At 53.0% G+C, this 21,208-nt stretch carries 19 protein-coding genes; 18 read left to right on the forward strand and 1 reads right to left on the reverse strand.

Annotated features, from left to right (window positions below; all coding sequences use genetic code 11):
* Positions 1-461: 461 nt before the first annotated feature.
* The gene (gene spoIIR, locus Psfp_RS03560) at positions 462-1,229 is read right to left on the reverse strand and encodes a stage II sporulation protein R (protein ID WP_243120455.1); all 768 of its coding nucleotides are present in this window, start codon (positions 1,227-1,229) and stop codon (positions 462-464) included.
* A 264-nt stretch (positions 1,230-1,493) separates the two neighbouring features.
* Here spoIIR and Psfp_RS03565 point away from each other — a divergent pair, with 264 nt between their 5' ends.
* From Psfp_RS03565 to panD, 18 genes are all read left to right on the forward strand, one after another.
* A complete protein-coding gene (locus tag Psfp_RS03565; protein WP_134217177.1) occupies positions 1,494-3,203 on the forward strand; it encodes an Ig-like domain-containing protein in 1,710 nt (569 codons plus the stop codon).
* A 241-nt stretch (positions 3,204-3,444) separates the two neighbouring features.
* Positions 3,445-3,681, forward strand: a complete 237-nt coding sequence (locus Psfp_RS03570) for a sigma factor-like helix-turn-helix DNA-binding protein (protein WP_134217178.1) — start codon at positions 3,445-3,447, stop codon at positions 3,679-3,681.
* Positions 3,678-4,097, forward strand: coding sequence for a septum formation initiator family protein (locus Psfp_RS03575; protein WP_134217179.1), 420 nt, complete (start codon positions 3,678-3,680; stop codon positions 4,095-4,097). Before Psfp_RS03570 ends, Psfp_RS03575 begins: the two co-directional genes overlap by 4 nt.
* Before the next feature lie 98 nt (positions 4,098-4,195).
* A complete protein-coding gene (locus tag Psfp_RS03580; RefSeq protein WP_134217180.1) occupies positions 4,196-4,579 on the forward strand; it encodes a S1 RNA-binding domain-containing protein in 384 nt (127 codons plus the stop codon).
* Positions 4,580-4,686: 107 nt separating this feature from the next.
* A complete protein-coding gene (locus Psfp_RS03585) occupies positions 4,687-5,568 on the forward strand; it encodes a Ppx/GppA phosphatase family protein (protein ID WP_134217181.1) in 882 nt (293 codons plus the stop codon).
* Between the two features lie 84 nt (positions 5,569-5,652).
* The gene (gene spoIIE / locus Psfp_RS03590; RefSeq protein WP_243120456.1) at positions 5,653-8,109 is read left to right on the forward strand and encodes a stage II sporulation protein E; all 2,457 of its coding nucleotides are present in this window, start codon (positions 5,653-5,655) and stop codon (positions 8,107-8,109) included.
* 434 nt (positions 8,110-8,543) lie between these two features.
* Positions 8,544-9,941, forward strand: coding sequence for a tRNA lysidine(34) synthetase TilS (gene tilS, locus Psfp_RS03595; RefSeq protein ID WP_134217183.1), 1,398 nt, complete (start codon positions 8,544-8,546; stop codon positions 9,939-9,941).
* 91 nt (positions 9,942-10,032) lie between these two features.
* The gene (gene ftsH, locus Psfp_RS03600; RefSeq protein WP_134217184.1) at positions 10,033-11,862 is read left to right on the forward strand and encodes an ATP-dependent zinc metalloprotease FtsH; all 1,830 of its coding nucleotides are present in this window, start codon (positions 10,033-10,035) and stop codon (positions 11,860-11,862) included.
* Positions 11,863-12,371: 509 nt separating this feature from the next.
* Entirely contained in the window at positions 12,372-12,821 is a 450-nt protein-coding gene (gene ndk, locus Psfp_RS03610; RefSeq protein WP_134217185.1) for a nucleoside-diphosphate kinase, read from the forward strand.
* A gap of 170 nt (positions 12,822-12,991) precedes the next feature.
* On the forward strand, positions 12,992-13,447 hold the full coding sequence (locus tag Psfp_RS03615) for a universal stress protein (RefSeq protein ID WP_190240004.1): 456 nt from the start codon (positions 12,992-12,994) through the stop codon (positions 13,445-13,447).
* A gap of 123 nt (positions 13,448-13,570) precedes the next feature.
* Positions 13,571-14,761, forward strand: a complete 1,191-nt coding sequence (gene folP / locus Psfp_RS03620; protein ID WP_134217187.1) for a dihydropteroate synthase — start codon at positions 13,571-13,573, stop codon at positions 14,759-14,761.
* A 555-nt stretch (positions 14,762-15,316) separates the two neighbouring features.
* Entirely contained in the window at positions 15,317-15,676 is a 360-nt protein-coding gene (gene folB, locus Psfp_RS03625; protein WP_134217188.1) for a dihydroneopterin aldolase, read from the forward strand.
* A gap of 104 nt (positions 15,677-15,780) precedes the next feature.
* Positions 15,781-16,290, forward strand: a complete 510-nt coding sequence (gene folK / locus Psfp_RS03630) for a 2-amino-4-hydroxy-6-hydroxymethyldihydropteridine diphosphokinase (RefSeq protein ID WP_134217189.1) — start codon at positions 15,781-15,783, stop codon at positions 16,288-16,290.
* 109 nt (positions 16,291-16,399) lie between these two features.
* A complete protein-coding gene (gene splB, locus Psfp_RS03635) occupies positions 16,400-17,410 on the forward strand; it encodes a spore photoproduct lyase (RefSeq protein ID WP_192895252.1) in 1,011 nt (336 codons plus the stop codon).
* Positions 17,411-17,720: 310 nt separating this feature from the next.
* On the forward strand, positions 17,721-18,602 hold the full coding sequence (locus tag Psfp_RS03640) for a DUF2520 domain-containing protein (protein ID WP_134217191.1): 882 nt from the start codon (positions 17,721-17,723) through the stop codon (positions 18,600-18,602).
* A 2-nt stretch (positions 18,603-18,604) separates the two neighbouring features.
* Positions 18,605-19,441, forward strand: coding sequence for a 3-methyl-2-oxobutanoate hydroxymethyltransferase (gene panB, locus Psfp_RS03645; protein ID WP_190239999.1), 837 nt, complete (start codon positions 18,605-18,607; stop codon positions 19,439-19,441).
* 445 nt (positions 19,442-19,886) lie between these two features.
* Positions 19,887-20,732 carry a pantoate--beta-alanine ligase gene (panC, locus tag Psfp_RS03650; RefSeq protein WP_134217193.1) on the forward strand — a complete coding sequence of 282 codons (846 nt, stop codon included), beginning with the start codon at positions 19,887-19,889 and terminating at the stop codon, positions 20,730-20,732.
* Positions 20,733-20,735: 3 nt separating this feature from the next.
* Positions 20,736-21,131 (forward strand): aspartate 1-decarboxylase, encoded by a 396-nt coding sequence (gene panD / locus Psfp_RS03655; RefSeq protein WP_134217194.1) that lies wholly within the window; start codon positions 20,736-20,738, stop codon positions 21,129-21,131.
* Positions 21,132-21,208: the final 77 nt, after the last annotated feature.

The following is a 21,208-nucleotide window of genomic DNA, read 5'->3' on the forward strand; positions in this document are numbered from 1 at the left end:
ATTTCTCACTTCCAGCTTATGTATGGTATTTACGGGTTGTGACCGGCAAGGGGAAATTTTGGTCTTGTGAAAACCGGGTGGGAGACATATTGAGGTAAGTGTCGCAGCCCGGCGGCCATGTCAAAAGCCCGGGTTTAATCAAAACCCGGGCTGAACGGCATACGAAGCATATCCCCAATAATGCGGGGTGGATTCATTCGCACAAATGTAACACTAGTACCAACAAGTCGGCGCTAACGCGCCGTGTGAGATTGAAATCACACCCACATCGCTTAGTTTTACCCGCCGCCCGCACCGCGACAGCAGCGTGTGGAACTTCACAGAGAAATAATCCTTGTTTTGGTTAAAAATGTGTATTGATTAAAGACCCAGATACCAATCGGCAGCAAGGGCATTGTCTTTGATCCTTAAGTAATGCAGTATATTCCGACGTCCGATGTCTGACGACCGACGACTGAATCCTACAGCCTTTTAAGCCATTCTATTAGTCTGAACGAAAAGATTACTTTACAATCGTCTTCTTCGTCACCAGCCCTGAAATTTACATCCCCGGCTGCTTGAGTATTGTAGTTTTCCATCTTCTGTTCATCCGGTATATATGCTTCCGGTTTGCCGTTTGTGTCCCCGGCTATTTGAACGTCCAGGGTCTGAGACGTTTGTTTGCTTACGGGAATATCAGGTTTTGAAGGGACGGACGGAAAACTCATTGCTGGTGTGTCGATGGCTGCATTTCTGGTCATATCCACAAAGCAGAGAGGCGGGAAGAGGACGCACCACCAATTTGTTCCCTCTCCGTTCCCGATAACCACCCGCACCGCCTCGTAATCACCTGCGGGGAGAATGAATGCGCCATAATGCTTGGTGGGGAAAGGAAAAGTGTTCAGTTCCGCCGTAACGGGGTAATCCTTGCCCTCCGCCTTTATTACGCGACTGGCGATCAATTCAATCCGGTCAAGGTTAGACCGTGCGGTCAGTCTGGCCGATTCGATATCCCCGGAGGCCAAAAACTCCGGAGCCATAACCTGGATGATTTCATCCCTGACTTTACGCTTCAGCGCCTGGTCAGCCTCGCTGTCGCTGTTAGCTAAAACGTGCAGGCGAATAAAACCGCCGCCTGCTACGGAAGTTTCAGAAACTGCGGCAGGCAGGCTGAAGTAAAAGAGCAATCCAGACAGTATTAGCCCGCCTGCCAGTATTCTATAAACCCATTTCATATTGAATGCCCGCATACCACACACCTCATCACTAAAAAAGATTGTTGACTGGTTGTAGTATAACCAGAACCTGTTGGAATCTTACGCAATCCGATAATTTTCTGGTTCAATTTACCAGGATAAATCACGCTGGAGGCTTTAAACAAACCCCTGAATATTTGGAAGGGAACCGTATTAACATGTAGACACTGGAAAGAGACACTGGAAAGAAAGGGGGCAACATGTATTTTGCTGGTGTAAATAACTTTTTCCTTAAAAAAATTAAGGGGGGCTCTAATAATGTTTAAAAAAGTTTTAATGGTTTTACTGGCGCTTGTAATGGTACTTGGTTTTGCGACTGCCTCCCAGGCGGCGCCCTGGAAGGAGAAAAACAATCAGAAATTTTTTGTAAAGAAAAACTACAAACCTGTCACTGTTACGGATATCGGTTCACACTGGGCCAAACAGCCAATCGAGGTGATGGCTTCCTACGGCATCATCCTGGGTTACCCTGACCAGACTTTCCGGCCGAATTCATCTGTTTCCGTCAATGAGGCTATCATGATGATTTCCAGGGCCGCCGGCTTCGAAGTTTCCACAGCCACTTCAGGCCAGTCTTCATACGACGGGTTCCCTTTCTGGATGCAAGATTGTATAGATTTTGCCCTTGACGAGGGGATTATAGAAGAGAGCGAGCTTGATGACCTAAACGGCAATCAGGCGGCTAAAAGGTACCAGGTGGCGGTTTGGGCCTCAAGGGCTATGGGACTTGAGGTGGATGACCGGCTAGCGTTTGAGGATACGGACGAGATCCCCTTTTACGCCAGGCCTTATGTCGGGGGGATGTGTGCGAACAGTTATATGATTGGTTATCCCGGCAACATCTTTCAACCAAACAAGGCGGTGACCAGGGCTGAACTGGCCATGGTGCTGTACCGGATTATGCTGGCCGAGGACAACGGCAGCGACAATGATGATAACAGCCTTGACCTGCAGCTTGTGACGCTCAGCCCCAGGAATGGAAGCTATAGCGTCGACGCGGACACATATCAGTTGACTGCTAAATTTAATGAGGATATAAGAGCGATCGAAGACCTCGATGACGTCATGGATGGTATTTCCGTACGCAATATAACCGACGGGAAATATGTTGACATCGATAAGGTTGCAATTAGCGGCAGTACTTTAACAATCACACTGGAAGATTCGCTGGAGCAAGGCCAAACCTACCGTGTCACCATCAGTTCAGGGATTATTGAGTCGGAGGAATCCGGAGAAAACTTTACAGGTTTAAGCGGCAGCAATTGGCAGTTTGCCACCGGAGACGATGACGTTTCCGACCTGGAAATCGAATCGCTTAACCCCAGGAAGGGGAGCGATAGCGTTGACCCGGATACCAACGAGTTGACTGTTGAGTTTAATGAGGACATATGTGCGATCGAAGACCTCGATGACGTCATGGATGGTATTTCCGTACGCAATATAACCGACGGGAAATATGTTGACATCGATACGGTTGCGATTAGCGGCAGCACTTTAACAATCACACTGGAAGATTCGCTGGAGCAGGGTAAAACCTACCGCGTTGCCATCAGTTCGGGGATTATCGAGTCGGAGGATTCCGGAGAGAACTTCGTAGGAATAAGCGGCAGCGAATGGCAGTTCACCACGGTAGATTCCTTTTATATCGAGACACTAACCCCCCGGAACGGCGCCGCTGATGTTGACCTTACCGATGTTCTGGAGGCCAGCTTTAGCGGGGATATCAGTGCCGTATCAGGAAAGAGCCTGCTTGGGGCGGTCAGGGTTTACAACAAAACCGATGGCTCGTACGTTGATATAGACAAGGTGGAAATTAACGGGGACACCCTCACCATTACCCTGGAGGACACCCTGGAGGGAGACAGCACGTTTGAGGTAACAATCAAAGCCGGTTATCTGGAGGATGAAGACACCGGCGTGGACTTTGCAGGGCTCAATGGCAGTGACTGGAGATTTACTACCGAATAACCCCTGGGAGCGAAACATAATATATTTCTTGGTTAAGCCGGGGATACCACCCCGGCTTTACTGTTTTCTTACTCCCTACGCCTGACCGGACAATGCTCCAATCCGGCATTAGTCATTTTTGGGATAAAAAATAAAAAAATAAATACACAGGGCAGGAATATTTTTGGCGGCGTAGAAAGTATGTACTAATTTTGTAGTCATTATGTGGATGAGCGTAGGGTGAGGGCAGGGATCAGGGGTTATGCAGATTGAAATAAGAGGGGCGGAAAGGCTCAGTTTCCGGGAGCGGCAGGTTGTAACTTTAAAGGAAATGGGTTATTCCGCAGACCACATTGCCAAACAGCTCCGCTTGAGCCCGAGTACCGTCGCCACCCTGTATAACCGGGCCAGGACCAAAGGCTATGAGGTGGTAATCGTTATCCCTGGCAACAACCTGGGCATCTTCGGGTCAGATGAGGAAGAGGAGGACAAAGCATGAACGCGCCGGCAAGAATATTAGAGGAGACATATCGTCCCCAGTCGGAAAAGATGGCGCCGGATAGCCATACGGTCAGACGGAAATCTAAAAAACTCTCTAAAACGAAGTTCCCCTCCTTGGTTTTTATCCTGGTTCTGGGCTACCTGGCGGTCTCCTTCGGCGCCCAGTTCAGCAAGCTTACCACCATGCAGAAGGATGTGCTCAGCATTCAGCAGGAGGTGGAGGAACTCAAGCAGAGGAACATGGCTCTGCGTCAGGAACTGCAGGCTGTACAGACCGACGCCTATGTTGAAAAAACTGCCAGGGAGAAGCTGGGGCTGGTTAAGCAGGGTGAAACAAGGGTGCTGACGGTAGCTCCCGGGACAGAATTGCAACAGCTTGAGGTCCCATCCGGACCCACTCCCGCCGCAGACTAAATTCATCGTTAAACCCAGATGTTTCTTGACACTCTCCATTAATCTCGCATATAATTACACTAGGTTTTTGTAGGTTTAGAGGAGGAATATTCTCAGTTATGCCGATAGAGTTGGGGAGCATCGTAGAGGGCGTTGTTACCGGTATTACCAATTTCGGTGCTTTTATTGAACTGCCTGGCGGTGCGACCGGACTTGTCCACATTTCGGAGATTGCCGAAGTTTATGTGAAAGATGTGCACGACTTTTTAAAGGCCGGCGACAAGGTAATGGTAAAGGTTATTTCGGTTGATCCAAAGGGAAAAATAGGGCTTTCCATCAAGCAGGCCAATCCTTCGGCACGCGCGCCCAAGAAAAAATTCCAGGCTTCCTTTGAGGATAAGCTGGCCAAGTTCATGAAAGATAGCGAAGAACGGCTGCAGGTTTTAAAAAGGAGCACGGAAGCTAAAAGGGGAGGGCGCGGCTCAGGCCGGAAAGCAGATTAGAGCCCATCCATATTTACTTAGCTAGGGAGCAATTCTCAACAGGGGAATTGCTTTTGTTGTTGAAATAATAAGCTTTTCGAACAACTCTTTTTCCGGAGGTGTGGAAGGTGAAACGGGTTGGAGCTATTGATATTGGAACGAATTCTACCAGACTGCTGGTTGCTGAAGAGTCGGACGGGCATCTGCGGACTGTAGCAACCAATCTGGCCATAACCAGATTGGGGGAAGGCATCGGCAGCGGGGAGCTTCTGCCCCCCGCAATGGCCCGGACGACCGACGCAGTCGCCGGTTTTTTTCATGAGGCGGTACGCCTGGGCGCCGAAACGGTGGTGGCAGTTGCTACCAGCGCGGTACGGGATGCAGCCAACCGGGCGGACTTCCTGGAACTGGTAAAGAAGAAAACTGGTTTGCAAATAAGGGTATTGAGCGGGACAGAGGAAGCCTCCTATAGTTATTTGGGCGTAGTAAGCGGACTGCCCATGGAACAGCGATCAACAGCTGTGCTGGACGTTGGTGGCGGCAGTACGGAATTAAGCTGGATGGAGCCCCAAGGGCTCAACACAGTCAGTGTAAACATGGGGTCCGTGCGGCTGACCTTGAGTGGATTCTCCCCGGCAGAGGTTGCCGCCGCTTTCCACCCGCACTTAAACAGGGCGCGCCAGGCCGGAGCTGCCGTTCTCGTGGGTGTGGGAGGGACGGTTACTACTCTGGCGGCGATTCAACAGGAACTTGCCATATACGACCCGGAGCGGGTACACGGTTTTAGTCTGTCAATCCTTGATGTAACGGGAATTCTTGAAAGGCTTGCCGGTATGGAGCTTGCTGAGCGTAAGAAGGTGGCAGGGCTGCAGCCGGGACGGGCGGACGTTATTGTAGCAGGTGTTACTATTGTTAAAGTTGTTATGGAAGGGCTGGGGGTTGACCGGCTGACAGTCAGTGAGTGGGATCTTCTTCATAGCCTGATCCTGGAAGAAGTCGAAAGAAAGTAGTTTAAATATACCATTTACTACAAATATTTCCAACCCTATGCGCTATAATTATATTTATGGATTTGGTATTAGGGGTTGGAGCAATTGTTCGAAAACATCGACATTTATCCCTACCGTCGTACGGGTCAAGAACAGAACAAAAAGCGGGCTGAGAGACTGGCCAAAAACCCAAATAAGAGGCCTCACCTTTTTAAGGCCGGGACCGGGGAAGGCTTTACCCCGGTGGCTCTGGCGATTGGCGCCGCCGGTATCCTGCTTGGACGGGCCGTGCTGCTGGGCGATTTAATTCCTTTCGCGGCATCTTTTGTGGCGGCTTCTATCCGTGTTTTCGGCCGCAACGGTATCCTGTCGGTACCGGCGGTGCTCCTGGGTCTGGCCACGATCAGCCAGGGGCCGGCTCTGGCCGGTACGGGCCTGACTGTCCTCGGGACCTGGCTGTTAACCAGCGTCGTGCCGGGGGAGGTGAAGCGTCCGTGGCTGGTCCTGCCGGCGCTGGTCTTTGCTGTTACGGTCATTGTCAGGACCACCCTGGTGGCTTTTTCCGCCGCGTCTACCTACCTCTATTTCGCAGTTCTTTTTGAAGCCATATTTGCCGCGTTGCTAACCGGGGTTATGAACTACGCTCTGGCCGCTCTGAAAAAAAAGGCCGGCTCCGGGCGATCGCTTACCGGTGAAGAAATATTTTGCGCAGCCCTGCTTTTTGGAGGGCTCGTGGCCGGAACCGGTGACCTCAAGCTCGGTCTGGTGAGTTTCAAGGGGGTATTAAGCGGTCTAACCATCTTGCTGGCTGGCACGGCCGGGGGAGCGGGAGCCGGAGCGGCTGCGGGAGCGGTGGTGGGAATTATCCCCGGCCTGGCCTACGTGGTGGCCCCGGCCGTGGTAGGGGCTTATTCCTTTGCCGGGTTGCTGGCGGGGCTTGGCAAAAGCTTCGGCAAGGCCGGTGCCGCCACCGGGTTTGTTCTGGGTAATATTATCCTTTCAGTTTATTTGACGGATTACACCAGCCTGGTCACGATCCTCGCCGAAAGCGGGATTGCCGCGCTTCTGTTCCTGCTCTTCCCTGCAACTGCTATTGAGAAGCTACAAACTACCCTCGGGATTTCGGAACAGTCTCGCCCGCACCAGCAGGAGGGCAGCCAGCTCAAAGAAATGTTTAAGGAGCGCATAAAAAACTGGTCGCGTGTGTTCTATGAGCTGTCGCGCTCCTTTGAGCAGGTTTCCTCTACGGTCGGTCATACTCCACAGGAGCAGAGCCTGCAGAAGTTATTGCGCCTGACCGGTGAAAAGGTCTGCAGTGACTGCACTTTTCATCGTACCTGCTGGGAGAGGGATTTCTACAAGACCTACCAGGGCTTGGTGGATCTGATTGCCCATATTGAGATCTATGGCAAAATAAGCCCGGATAACTTCTCCGCCGAGTTGAAGAAGCGCTGCTCCCGTACCAAAGAATTGGCCATAACCCTTAACTGCCTCTATGAATCCTACAATCTCAATCGCTACTGGTCGCAACGCCTGCTGGAGAGCAGGGATATTGTTTCGGAGCAACTGAAGGGTATTGCCGGGGTAATGGCAAGCCTGCCTGGAGAATTGGAATTGGACCTGGATGCCGGGGAGATCGCCCCGCGTATGCGCAGGAGGCTAAAAGAAGCAGGTATTCAACCGGAGCGCCTGTCAGTTGTCACCAGGGAAAGCGGCGCCAGTGAGGTGGTCCTTGCCCATGCCCCCTGCGGCGGGATGATGAAATGCGCCAATGTTATTGGGCCTCTGTTGTCCTCCCTGCTGGAACAGCCCGTCAATAAGGCCACCCCGGCCTGCCTGGCGCAGGAAGGGGATACTGTCTGCACCTTGCGTTTTTACCCGGATTTGAAGTGCCGCCTGGCTCTGGGGGTCGCCCGGAGCGGTAAGAACGGCAGCTTGATTTCCGGGGATAGTTATGCCTTTTTTAATCTCAAAAGGGGTCGATTGGCGCTGGTCTTAAGCGACGGTATGGGGGTGGGTCCGCGCGCGGCCCTGGAAAGCGGTATTACCATCTCCCTGTTGGGTAACCTGCTGGAATCCGGTTTTGGCCAGGATCTGGCCATTAAAACGGTCAATTCAATTTTGGCGCTTCGCTCACCCGGAGAAAGTTTCGCCACGGTGGACCTGGCGGTGGTCAACATCTATACCGGCCAGGCGGATTTTGTGAAAATTGGCGCCGTGCCGACCTTTGTGCTGCGAGGGCGGGAGGTAGGAATGATTAAGGCCAGTTCCTTACCGGTCGGAATTGTTGAGGATATCGAAGTGGCCTCCATGAGCAAGAAATTGCAGCCTGGAGATGTGCTGGTGATGGTCACGGACGGTGTGCTGGACGCCTACCAGGGGCCGGAAGAGCGTGAGGATTGGTTGGCCGGGGTCCTGGAGGATGTGGCTCATATGGCGCCGCAACAGATGGCTGAGCTAATCTTAAAGCTGGCGCATACCAGCGCTGGAGGAACCGCCAGGGCGCCCGACGACATGACCGTCCTGGTGGCCAGGTTGGAAACGGCTCCCAAACGGAATTAGCGTGCATGAACCGGGCATAATGCGCAAGACAAACTGCTGCGAAAACATTTCGGACAGGCCTTTTGATGCAGGTGCGAATTCATTCGAACTTAACCCCATAGAAATGCAGCAACAGTTTCTGTAGAAGTCCATGAAACTACTTTGGAAAAATGCAGCATTAGCTTCCCATCCATATGGTTGAGTTTATTAACAATTAGATACTTCAGCCAGGTCAAAATTTAGCCGGGAAAGTTCCCGGCTTTTAGTTTATCTCAGTTTTGGGAACACTTATTTTACCTTGGGGCAGGAAAAGACTTTGCTGCTGTTGAATTACATCTTGTTTTAGCAAGTGGTAAAAATAGGCTCTATGTATTAAAGCTGCTTAACAGCTTTAGAATAGATATAAAAGGAGGGGAGCTGCCTTATTCGGGAACTTCCCGCAGGTGGTGGAGAAGATGGACTTGCTTGACAGGGTTCGTAACGACATGGCCCGCCACCGGATGACAGAACCCGGATCTAAAGTGGTGGTTGCAGTCTCCGGAGGGGCCGATTCGGTTACGCTTCTGCACCTGTTATATCTGCTTAAAGATGAACTGGAAATATCGCTGCATATCGCCCACCTGAATCACATGCTGCGTGGGGAGGAATCAGAAGAGGACGCTCGTTTTGTAGCCGGCCTGGCGCAAAGCTATGGTTTGCCGTCAACAGTTCAGTCGATCGATGTGCTGGCTTACCGCGAACAGCGCCGAAATTCAGTAGAGACAGCTGCCAGGGAGGTGCGTTACAGTTTTCTCAGCGATGTCGCCAGTCAATGCGGCGCCAAAAGGGTGGCCCTGGCTCACCAGGCTGACGACCAGGCCGAGACCATTTTAATTAATTTCCTAAGGGGGTCTGGAACAACAGGCCTGAAAGGTATCCCTCCCGTTCGGCAGGGGGGGTATGTAAGGCCTCTGCTATCCCTCAGGCGTTTTGAGATTGAGCGCTACTGCGCCGAGAACGGACTCAAGTTCCGTACCGACTCATCAAATATGAAGGAGGTTCACCTCCGGAACCGGGTGCGGCATAGACTGATTCCTTTATTGGAAAAAGAATACAATCCGGCTCTTGTGCCGGCTCTGCTCAGGCTGGGCGAGCTCTGCCGGGAGGAAGACGAATATTTTGAAACCCGGGCCAGGCAGGCCTACCTCGGCGCCCTGGCGGGTGAGTCTGAAGGCTGCTTGACCCTCAGGCTGGCTGACCTGGCCGGAGTGGACCTGGCTGTCAGGCGCAGGGTCATCCGCATGGCCTGGGCGGCGCTGGCCGGACATGAAGGGACCCTTTCCTTTCAACACGTTGAGGATGTCATCCGGTTAATCGAAGGGGGTAGAACAGGGTCGAGCGCGATCCTGCCGGGCAGTGTGGAAGCTGTTCGCTCCTACCGGTTTCTCGAATTAATGCGGGAAGAGGAGAGAACGGGGGCGCCTTACTACCAGCATCCACTCGTCATCCCGGGCACAACCCATATTCCGGAACTGGACCGGACTGTGTACGCGGAGCTTGTCCCTTTTGATTTTCGGCCGGATCCCAAAAAGCTGCCGCCGAATGAAGCAGTATTGGATTGGGATAAGCTGCCTAAACAGCTCTACGTTCGCCGCCGTAAGGCGGGAGATGTCTTTCATCCTTTTGGGATGCCTGCGGGAATGAAGCTGAAGGACTTTTTCATAAAACAAAAAATTCCACAAGCACAAAGGGATCGCCTTCCACTGGTCGGGACGCCTGAAGCTATTGTGTGGGTGCCGGGCTTACGGGCCGGTGAAAGGTGGAAAGTTGACCATACGACCAAACGTATTTTACGCCTGAAAATTGAGCCTTGACAAATTCCGTCCAAATTGAAATGACTTATAATATGTGGTAAAATAATCATTATGGTTTGATCTGACCAGTCCCCGGAGAGGAGTGTCGTGCTTGAATAAGGTTGTGAAAAACCTTAGTATTTATCTGCTGATTGTTCTGGCTATCATTGCCTTGATTAAATATACGACGCCCAACAAGGATATCCCCACACCGATAACCTACAACCAATTTTACGAGGACGTGAAGCAGGGGCAGGTCAGGAAGGTGGTTATCCAAGCTGAGGGCCTGACCAATATCATCAGCGGGGAGAAAGTTGACGGTATCCGTTTTGAAACAAAGGGGCCTGCCAATGATTCCGCCCTCTATGAACTGTTAAAGGAGAAAAAAGTTGAGTGGAACAGCGAGCTGCCTCCGCAACCGGGGTGGTGGACCGGGCTGCTTACTACGCTGCTGCCGATCATCCTCTTTATCGTCCTGTTCTTCTTCCTGATGCAGCAGACGCAGGGCGGCGGCAACCGGGTTATGTCCTTTGGCAAGAGCCGGGCGAGGCTCCACAACGACGAAAAGAAGAAGGTTACCTTCTCCGACGTGGCCGGCGCCGATGAGGTTAAAGAGGAACTGGAGGAAGTCGTCGAATTTTTAAAGAATCCCAAGAAATTCCAGGAGCTTGGCGCTAAAATTCCCAAAGGGGTGCTGCTGTTCGGCGCTCCGGGGACGGGCAAGACACTTCTGGCAAGAGCCGTCGCGGGTGAGGCGGGTGTGCCTTTCTTCAGCATCAGCGGTTCGGATTTTGTAGAGATGTTTGTAGGTGTCGGCGCTTCAAGGGTGCGCGACCTTTTTGAACAGGCCAAGAAAAATGCTCCCTGCATCGTTTTCGTCGACGAGATTGACGCCGTTGGACGCCAGCGCGGCGCAGGCCTGGGTGGCGGCCACGACGAGCGGGAGCAGACACTAAACCAGCTGCTGGTGGAAATGGACGGCTTTGCGCCCAACGAAGGGATCATCATCCTGGCAGCCACCAACCGTCCGGATATTTTAGACCCGGCGCTTCTCCGGCCGGGACGCTTTGACCGCCAGGTCGTGGTGGACGCCCCCGATGTAAACGGCCGCAAGGAAATACTCAAAGTCCACACCAGGGGCAAGCCTCTGGAGGAGGCGGTAAGCCTTGATGTCCTGGCCCGGCGCACACCGGGCTTTACCGGGGCCGACCTGGCCAACCTGACCAATGAGGCGGCGCTTCTGGCGGCCAGGCAGAACCGCAAAAGGATTACCATGGCCGACATGGAAAACTCCATCGAGCGGGTTATCGCAGGTCCTGAAAAGAAATCAAAGGTAATCAGTGAAAAGGAGAAATGGCTGGTTTGCTACCACGAAGGCGGTCACGCCGTGGTGGGCTACCTCCTGCCGAACACCGACCCCGTCCACAAGGTCTCGATTATTCCCAGAGGCCGCGCCGGCGGGTACACCTTGCTGCTTCCCAAAGAGGATCGTTACTATGCGACCAAGTCGCAGCTTCTGGACCAGGTAACCATGCTTCTCGGCGGACGGGTATCCGAGGCGCTGGTGCTTAAAGAGATCAGCACCGGCGCCCAAAACGACCTGGAGCGCGCCACCGACATCGTGCGCAAGATGGTTATGGAATTCGGCATGAGCGGCCTGGGGCCGATGACTTACGGCCGCAAAACAGACACGCCTTTCCTCGGCCGCGACCTGTCCAGGGACCGCAACTATAGTGAAGAAGTGGCCAACGCCATCGACATTGAGGTGCGCGAGACCATCGACCAGTCTTACAATAAAGCCAAGGATCTTCTTGAACAGCACCTGGCGACACTCCACCTGGTGGCCAAGACGCTGTTTGAAAAGGAAACCATAGAAGCTGGGGAATTTGCGGAACTGATGAAGCAGGCCGGCGAGGAAGAAAGAAAGGACCGCATCGAATAGTTCCTTAAACACCCGCAGCTTAAAAAGCCGCGGGTGTTCTCACGAAAAACCGCCGGCAAAGCAATGGGACGCTTCCCGCTGTCTTGTCCTACACGTACTGCTGCTTTCCTATTATTCTTCATAATACAACCATGCCGCTGACGCGGCGCAGCAGAAGATGAAAAACAATCGTTGTAGGCGCCATTTCAATCGCACAACGGCGCGTTAGCGCCGCACTTGGGCATCCAATGTAACTTTTGTGCGAATAAATTCGCACCTGCAATTTTAGTCGTTGGACGTGGGTGTATTCTGCATTCCACCGGAGTTATAAATATAATGTTATGATTGCTGAATGGTACTAGTTTATTTAACACACCTGGTGCGCTTCTTACGTCCCACGACCGACGACTAATGATACGCCCTACGCCTTACGCCCTACGACCTTTTGAGATGGTGGTGATCCAAAAGGTAATTCTTTTCATAAAAGGTTACAATACAAGAAGGAGAAAAATTTTGGGGGGGTTATAAACATGGAACGTACATATCTTATGGTCAAGCCTGACGGCGTGCAGCGCAGCCTGGCCGGTGAAATTATTTCCCGCTTCGAGAAAAAGGGTTTTAAGATTATTGGCCTGAAAATGCTGCAAATCAGCCGTGCAACTGCGGAAAAACACTACGGAGAACACGCCGGCAAACCATTTTTTGCGGGATTGGTGGATTTCATCACCTCCGGCCCGGTGGTGGCCGTGGTCCTTGAAGGCAGCGGCGTGATTAACGCGGCGAGGGAAATGATGGGCGCGACCAATCCTCTCAAAGCGGCGCCCGGCACGATTAGGGGCAGCTACGGCATAGATACCGGGAGAAACATCATCCACGGTTCCGATTCTCCGGAGAGCGCCGCGCGGGAAATCTCCCTCTTTTTCAGAGAGGATGAGCTATTCTCATACAACCGCGATGTTGACAGGTGGATTTATGAATAGGGGCGGATATTCCGCCCTTTTTCTAATACTCGGATAAAGTAGCAGGGAAAGTTTTTTTAAAATAATTCTTCTTTAAATAGAACATTTTGGTATATAATTATTATTGGGAAGGATTGAGCCGCAACGCTGTAAAAGTATTAGAGAATTAGTAGATTACTTATCACAGCGGGGTGATAGGACTGTATCACAAAATTCTGGTTCCTTATAATAATACCCCACAGTCAAACTCAGCAGTGCAGCATGCCTACAAAATGGCAGTAGCTGCCAAGGCTTCTATGACATTATTTCATGTGGTGCCTGAAGCGCCTTCCGACGACGGTGAAGCGGGGGGAGCGGACGGTTTTAAACGTACCAATTCTATTAAAGAAAATAAGGACAAGGCCAAGTTGATGCTGGACCAAATAAAGAGAAGTTTTTCAAGCCCGGACGTCAAGATTGACATAGCAGTTGCGACCGGAAAACCTTCCCATGAGGTATGTAAGAAAGCAAAGATTGAAGGCTATGATGTAATTGTCATGGGTAGCAGGGGCCTGGGGAAAATACCGGGGCTCCTGAGTGGTAGCGTCAGCAGTAAGGTCAGCCGCAATGCGCCGTGCCCGGTAATTCTGATTCACGCGGCCAACTAGAGAAGGAAACTGAAGGGACTTTCGCTTCAAGAGCGGGTCCTTTTCTTTTAATTTGCTTTTTAGAATTAGCCGTTTTATAATTTTTCCAATTGGAAGCCTTTCACTTTCGGGAGGGAATAAAACTTGACAATCACTGTATACAGCATCATGGTGGACAACAAAGAAGAGGCTTTCAAGGCCATTGCCTCGGTGGGGGCGGACCCCGCCGGGCGCCGGTGGATGGCGCCCAAGGCTGTCCACCGGCTGGTCATGCTGGACGGTGTACAGCCCAGGCAGGCCAACATCATCAAGCAGGAACTGTTGGGAAAAGGCGGTGAAGCGGCCGTTTCCAGGGGTGTGGTGGATTGCTCGGTGTCTGAAACCAAAGTGCTGCTGATGGGTACTTTGCGGCAATACGATGATTTTCTGGCCAAGCTCGAGGCGCAGCCCTTCGGCCTCAAGGCTCTTGCCATCCGTATCCGGGAAGTCCTGGAAGGGCAGGAAGGGTTGCGCCCCCGTGGCCTGGATTGTCGAGGCAAAATACTGCAACTGGGGGTTAAAACCCTGGTGATGGGTATCCTGAACGTAACCCCCGACTCCTTTTCCGATGGGGGCAGCTTCTACGACCCCGGCCTGGCGCTGGAGCGGGCGGCGCAGATGGTCGACGAGGGGGCGGACGTCATTGACCTGGGTGGGGAATCCACCAGGCCGGGTTATGTTAAGGTTGAGGCGGGCGAAGAACTGGCCCGGGTCATCCCTGTGCTGCGGAGGCTTGTAGGCTCGTTGCCGGTACCCGTCTCCATTGATACGACCAAGCCGGCGGTAGCCCGGGGGGCGCTGGAGGCGGGAGCGCATATTATCAACGACCAGTGGGCTTTGCGCTCAGATCCGGCCATGGCCGGACTGGCGGCAGAGTACGGGGCGCCTGTGGTTCTGATGCATAATCAGCAGGGGACCTCTTACCGTGATTTGACCGGGGATTTGGTAACATATTTCCAGGAGAGCGTCCGCCTGGCTGTGGAAGCGGGTATGGCGCGGGATAGATTAATCATTGACCCGGGCTTTGGCTTCGGCAAGACCCCGGCCCAGAACCTGGAACTGCTGCGGCGCCTGAAGGAACTACGTTGCCTGGGACTGCCTATTCTGGTCGGGACGTCCCGTAAGTCCACTATCGGCAAGGTGCTTGACCTGCCGGTCGACCAGCGCCTGGAAGGAACGGCGGCTACCGTTGCCGCAGCTATATTGAACGGGGCAGACCTGGTGCGTGTCCATGACGTCAAGGAAATGGCGCGGGTGGCCAGGATGACGGACGCCATTGTGAGAGGCGAGAGGTAAGAGGCGTAAGCTTATACTGCAATCCTTACCGGTCAGGCGTAAGGCATAAGCTTATACTGCATTCCTTACCGGTCAGGCGTAAGGCGTAGGGCGTATCATTAGACGTGAGACGTGAGACGTGAGAAGCGCACCAGGTGTGTTAAAAAACTAGTACCATTTAGCAATCATAACATTGTATTTATAACTCCGGTGGAATGCAGAATACACCCACGTCCAACGACTAAAATTGCAGGTGCGCACAAAAGTTACATTAGCCACACAAGTTCGGCGCTAGCGCGCCGTATGCGATTGAAATCGCACCTTAGAGATTTCTAATCTTCGTGAGACAGGGGACGGGTTTTGAGTTCCGTAATTTATATTTGCAAATTTGTTCTTACATCTCTTCGACCCAAAAGGAATACAGGATATATACTCACGTCTCACGTCCCACGACCCACGACCCACGTCCAGTTACACCTTCCTCCGGTTTTTACGCCTTGCGCCCTACGCCCTTACGGCTTGTTCCTTCAGAAGTACGCACTTTCTAGCGCCACTTTAAGTAAAGGAGCATCATACATGGATAAAATCATCCTGCAGGGTATGGAGTTTTACGGGTACCATGGAGTCATGCCTGAGGAGCGGACTTTAGGGCAGCGCTTTATCGTGGACCTGGAACTTGAACTGGACCTGGGGCCGGCCGGGGAATCGGACGACCTGGAGCTTACCATAAATTACGCTAGGGTATTTGAGTTGGTGGAGTCGGTGGTCAAAGGCGCCCCTCGCCGTCTCATTGAATCGGTCGCGGAAGCCATTGCTTCCGCCGTGCTGGAACAGTTTCCGGTGGCCGCGTCTACGGTCCGGGTCAAAAAACCCCAGGCGCCGGCGCCCGGCCACTTTGCCTGGATGGCAGTGGAAATCAGAAGGACGCGGCGCTGACGCGCCGTTGTGCGATTGAAATGCGCCTGCATAAATGGTGTTTTCATGATGGGGCTGCTTAAGCGTTAGGAATTTATATATTGGACTTTTATGGGGGGGTACGGATGCCGGAGGATCAAACGGAGCATACGGCCTATATCGGCCTTGGGAGCAACATGGGAGATAAAAGAGCCAACCTGGAAAAAGCGCTTGAACTGCTTGGCTCTATACCCGGTCTGCAGTTAAAAAGAGTGGCGTCTTATTACCGAACGGCTCCCCTGGGTGGACCTGTCCAGGACTGGTATCTCAACACCGTTGCCGAAGTGGTTACCGTTTTGGAGCCTCACCGGCTGCTTGCGGCCTTGTTAAAAACCGAGGAGGAGCTTGGCCGTGTCCGGACCATTCGCTGGGGACCGCGCACGATTGATTTGGACTTGCTGCTCTATGGCCACAGCGAGATCTGTGACGCCGCATTGACCCTGCCCCACCCCCGCATGACCGGGCGGGCTTTTGTCATGGCGCCCCTGGCGGAGCTGGCTCCGGGGTTGATCCTGCAGGGGAAAACAGCGGTGGAACTGGCAGGGGAACTGGCAAGGTCGCAGTCGATAGAGAAACTGGACTCAACTTATTATTGAACATTGAAATCCTCGCAAGATGTTGCTTGCCGGTCTAAGTTTACAGTTTTTTTCTCCGCCGTCCCGATAATAATAGTAGAAAAAATGAAGGTGAAATGAAGTGCCCTTTATGCCGAAAAGGGTGATTTTTGAGAAGGAAGCGCTGCAGTATCCCCTTGGGGAAAAACTATTCAGATACTTCCAGGAACAAAGGGTGGCAATCGGCTATACCTCTTCCCACAACCGGGTAACCTCCATTCCCGGCAGAACGCGCGCGGAAGGGTTTGTGGAGGGAAAGAGGACCCTGGTGGTAGGAGTAAGGCGGACCAAGAGTTTTGAAACCTGCCGCCCTTCAGCTCACTTTCAGCTGCCCCTGGCCACCTCCTGCCCGGGCAGGTGTGAGTACTGCTACCTGATGACCAACCTCGGCCGCAAGCCCTACGTCCGTATTTATGTGAATGTAGATGAGATTCTGGCGGGGGCGCGCGGCTATATTGAGCAGAAAAAGCCGGAGGTCACCGTTTTTGAAGGAGCGGCAACCTCCGACCCGGTCCCTGTCGAACCGTATGCCGGGCTGCTGGCCAGGGCCATTGCTTTTTTCGGCGCTCAGGAGTACGGGCGCTTCCGGTTCGTCACCAAGTTTACCGACATTGATTCATTGCTGGAGATCCCGCACCAGGGGCATACCCGCTTTCGCTTCAGCCTGAATACTGAATCGATTATCAGGCAGTACGAGCATGGAACGCCCGTGCTTGCTGCAAGGTTGTCCGCAGCCAACAAGGTGGCGGCAGCCGGCTACCCGCTGGGCTTTTTAGTAGCCCCAATTATTATCTCCGGGGACTGGCGGGAAGACTACAGGGCTATGTTTGAATCGGCTGCCGCTGCTCTTGGCGGCTGTCCGCCCGGCCTGACCTTTGAGCTGATTACTCACCGTTTTACCAGGAGGGCCAAGGGAACCATCCAGGAGGTTTATCCCGGCACCAGCCTGGACCTTGACGAAGAAGCCAGGACTTTTAAATACGGGCAGTTCGGGTATGGCAAATATGTCTATCCGGCGGAGCTGATGCAGGAAATACGTGATTATTTTAACAGCCTGGTCGGAGAATATTTTCAGGAAGCCAAGGTTGAGTACCTGGTTTGAGGCTTGATATGGTTTGCACATATATAAGAAACGGCTGCGGGCATAATTTCTCAATTAATTAAGGTAAAACAATTGCCTGACAGCAGCTGCTGTGCTAAAATGGAACTGCCAGGGTGGTATCAAAAAGAACCACACCGCGAATGAAGAAGAAAAAGTTGCCGCAATTACAAATTTACAGTACCGCTTGGAGCCGGGAGGACCGAGACGGGAGGATGAAAATTATGCCTTTCGGGTTGGCCGGAGGGTTTTTTTGTTTGTCTTTGTGAAATTATTAATAATGGAAAATGATTCACAATTGAGAAGGGGGGGTATGAGTTTGGACAAGCCCAGGATAGCGGTGGTAGGGGCGGGCAAGGTTGGTTCGGCCCTGGCCCTGCTGCTGGGGGCACAGGGTTATCCGGTAGCCGGGATCGCCAGTAGAAGCATCAGTTCGGCCCTGCGGGCAGCGGAGCAATTGGGTGTGCCGGCCACCGACCGGCCGGAAGAGATTACTCCGGGTGCGGACGTGGTGTTTATTACCACGCCGGATCGCGTCATTGCCCAGGTTGCCGCCGAGATTAATGAACGGGGCGGTTTTAAGCCCGGCCAGGTGGTCTTTCACACCAGCGGGGCGCATGCCGCCGGCGAGGTGGGCGCGGCGCGCCGCTCCGGCGCTCTGGCTGCTTCATTGCATCCCCTCCAGTCTTTTGCAGATGTGAAGACGGCTATGGAAAACCTGCCGGGGTCGTATTTTGCCCTGGAGGGTGACGCGGCGGCGTTGCCTTATGCCCAGCTCATAGTCAAGGATCTGGGCGGCAAAAGTTTTTCGATTGAAGCGCGGGACAAGCCTCTTTATCATGCCGCCGCCTGCATCGCCTCGAACTACCTGGTGTCCCTGATGCACCTGGCGACCGGGCTGTACGGCCGTTTCGGCCTGTCCAGGCAGGAGGCCTTTGAAGCCCTTTACCCCCTTGTCAAGGGCACCATAAACAACATCGGACGGGTTGGCCCGGCGCAGGCCCTGACCGGTCCCGTGGCCAGGGGAGATGGATCGACCCTGCAGGGACACCTGGAAGTTTTAAAGCCTATAGACGGATTGGAACTGGAACTTTATCGCAAACTAGGCTTGTACACAGTTGGGGTAGCGCTGGAAAAGGGCAGTATCAACGCGGATCAGGGAGAAATACTGGAACAAATTTTCAAGGAGGCATAATAATGAGCAAGGACAAAGTTACCACGGCAACTGTCAAGCAGATGAAGGCAGAAGGCAAACCCATCACCATGCTTACGGCTTACGATTATTCCATGGCTAAAATCGTCGACGACGCGGGGATCGATATGATCCTGGTGGGCGATTCTCTGGGCAACGTTGTTCTGGGTTATGACTCCAGTCTCCCGGTGACTATGGATGACATGATCCACCATGCCAAAGCAGTCTGCCGCGGGATCAGCCGGACGATGGTGGTGACCGACATGCCGTTTCTCTCCTACCAGGTTTCCAAAGAGGACGCTGTTCGCAACGCCGGCCGCATTATGAAGGAAACAGAGTCGCAAGCGGTCAAGCTGGAAGGCGGCAAGGAAATCGCGGAGGCTGTACGGGCTATTGTCAACGCCGGTATTCCGGTGTGCGGCCACCTGGGACTAACCCCACAGTCCATCAACCAGCTGGGGGGCTTTAAGGTCCAGGGCAAGGACATCGCGGCAGCCAGGAAGATGATTGATGATGCCCTGGCGATAGAAGAAGCCGGCGCTTTCTGTCTGGTCCTGGAATGTGTGCCGACCCCCCTGGCCAAACTTATTACCGAAAAGCTGCAGATTCCCACTATCGGTATCGGAGCCGGCCCCTACTGTGACGGTCAGGTACTGGTGATATATGACGTGCTTGGTCTCTACCCCCGCTTCACACCTAAATTTGTAAAGAAGTACATCAACCTGCAGGAACATGTAGTCGATGCTCTCCAGCAGTACCGGGAGGAAGTGGTTGCACGGAATTTCCCCGGCCCCGAACACAGCTTTACCATGTCGGATGAAGTACTCAAGAAACTTTACTGAGACGAGAAATGGGACGTGGGAAATGGGACGTGATAAGCGCACCGTGTGTATTAAATACAACTAGTACTATTTAGCAATCATAGCATATTTATGACCCTGGTGGAATGCAGAATATACTCACGTCTCACGACCCACGTCCAACGACTAAAATTGTAGTGTGAATTCATTCGCACAAATGTTGCATTAGCCATACAAGTTCGGCGCTGGCGCCCCGTGTGCGATTGAAATGGCGCCTCGGCTGGTATTTTCATGATATGTGGCGCCACGATGGCGGCATATGGAACTGCCCTGAAAAAAAGTTCTTGTTTTGGGTAAAATATGCAGGTATTTTGGAGTCCAGTGTCAAACAGGCATCAAGGGCATTATCTTGACCCAAAAGTGAATGCAGCATATACTCACGTCCTACGTCTCACGACCCACGACTAAACTGGAGGTTCATAAAACAATGCAGATATTTCACACCATCTCCGAGACTCGCGCATTTGTCCGGCAGGCCAGGGTCCGGGGCCGGGTGATCGGACTTGTCCCGACCATGGGCTACCTGCACGAGGGACACCTGGAGCTGATGCGCCGGGCCAAGAGTCAATGTGATATGGTTATCGCCAGTATATTTGTCAATCCCACCCAGTTTGGTCCCACTGAGGACTTTGGGAGGTACCCGCGTGACCTGGAGCGCGATGCCGCGATGGCCGAGTCAGTCGGGGTGGCGGCTATCTTCAACCCCCCGGTGGAGGAGATGTACCCGCAGGGCTACTGTACCTACGTCGACGTTGAGCGGATTACGGACAAATTGTGCGGGTTATCCCGTCCCGGCCACTTTCGCGGTGTGGCTACGGTTGTGACCAAGCTCTTCAATATTGTTCAGCCGGACTACGCTTACTTTGGGCAAAAAGACGCCCAGCAGGCGCTGGTTATCAAGAGGATGACCGCTGACCTGAACATGGACCTGGAGGTAGTAATCGTCCCCACGGTCCGGGAGCAGGACGGTCTGGCCATGAGCTCCCGCAACCTGTATTTGGAGCCGGAGCAGCGCCACGCCGCCCTGGTTCTCTCCCGTGGACTGGAGCGAGCCCGTAAGGCGCTCCGGGAAGGGGAGAGGAATCCGGCGGAAATCCGCCAACTGGTTATCGATATGATCCAGGCCGAACCGCTGGCGGAACCCGATTACGTTGAACTGTACTCCTATCCCGGGCTTGAGCCGCTGGAGCGGATTGAGGGCTTGACCCTGCTGGCCCTGGCAGTTAAAATAGGGCGGACGCGGTTGATCGACAACGCTATTTTGGAGGTTTGAAGCATGTTTTTAACAATGTTTAAGTCGAAAATTCACAGGGCCACAGTCACTGAGGCCAACCTCAATTACATGGGGAGTATCACCATAGATGAAGCTCTTTTGGAAGCTTCCGGCATCCTGCCCAATGAAAAGGTCTCGGTGGTCAACAACAACAACGGCGCCCGCTTTGAAACTTATGTGATTAAGGGCCCCCGCAACTCAGGGGTCATCTGCTTAAACGGCGCCGCCGCCCGTCTGGCTCAGCCGGGTGATATCGTGATTATCATTGCCTATGCCCTGTTTGACTATCAAGAAGCGCAGTCCTTCAAACCTGCCGTCGTTATGGTTGACGGTAAAAACAAGGTTATAGCAATCAAAGAAGCTGAAGCTCATGGCGAAATCTCTCCGCCTCAGCCCTAATGCTTGACAAGCGGTGAAAAGGGTGGATACAATGGGAAGAAACACAGAAGCCACCCAATACAGAAAGGATTGAAGCT

The organism is Pelotomaculum sp. FP (assembly GCF_004369245.1).
Classification (GTDB): domain Bacteria; phylum Bacillota; class Desulfotomaculia; order Desulfotomaculales; family Pelotomaculaceae; genus Pelotomaculum_C; species Pelotomaculum_C schinkii.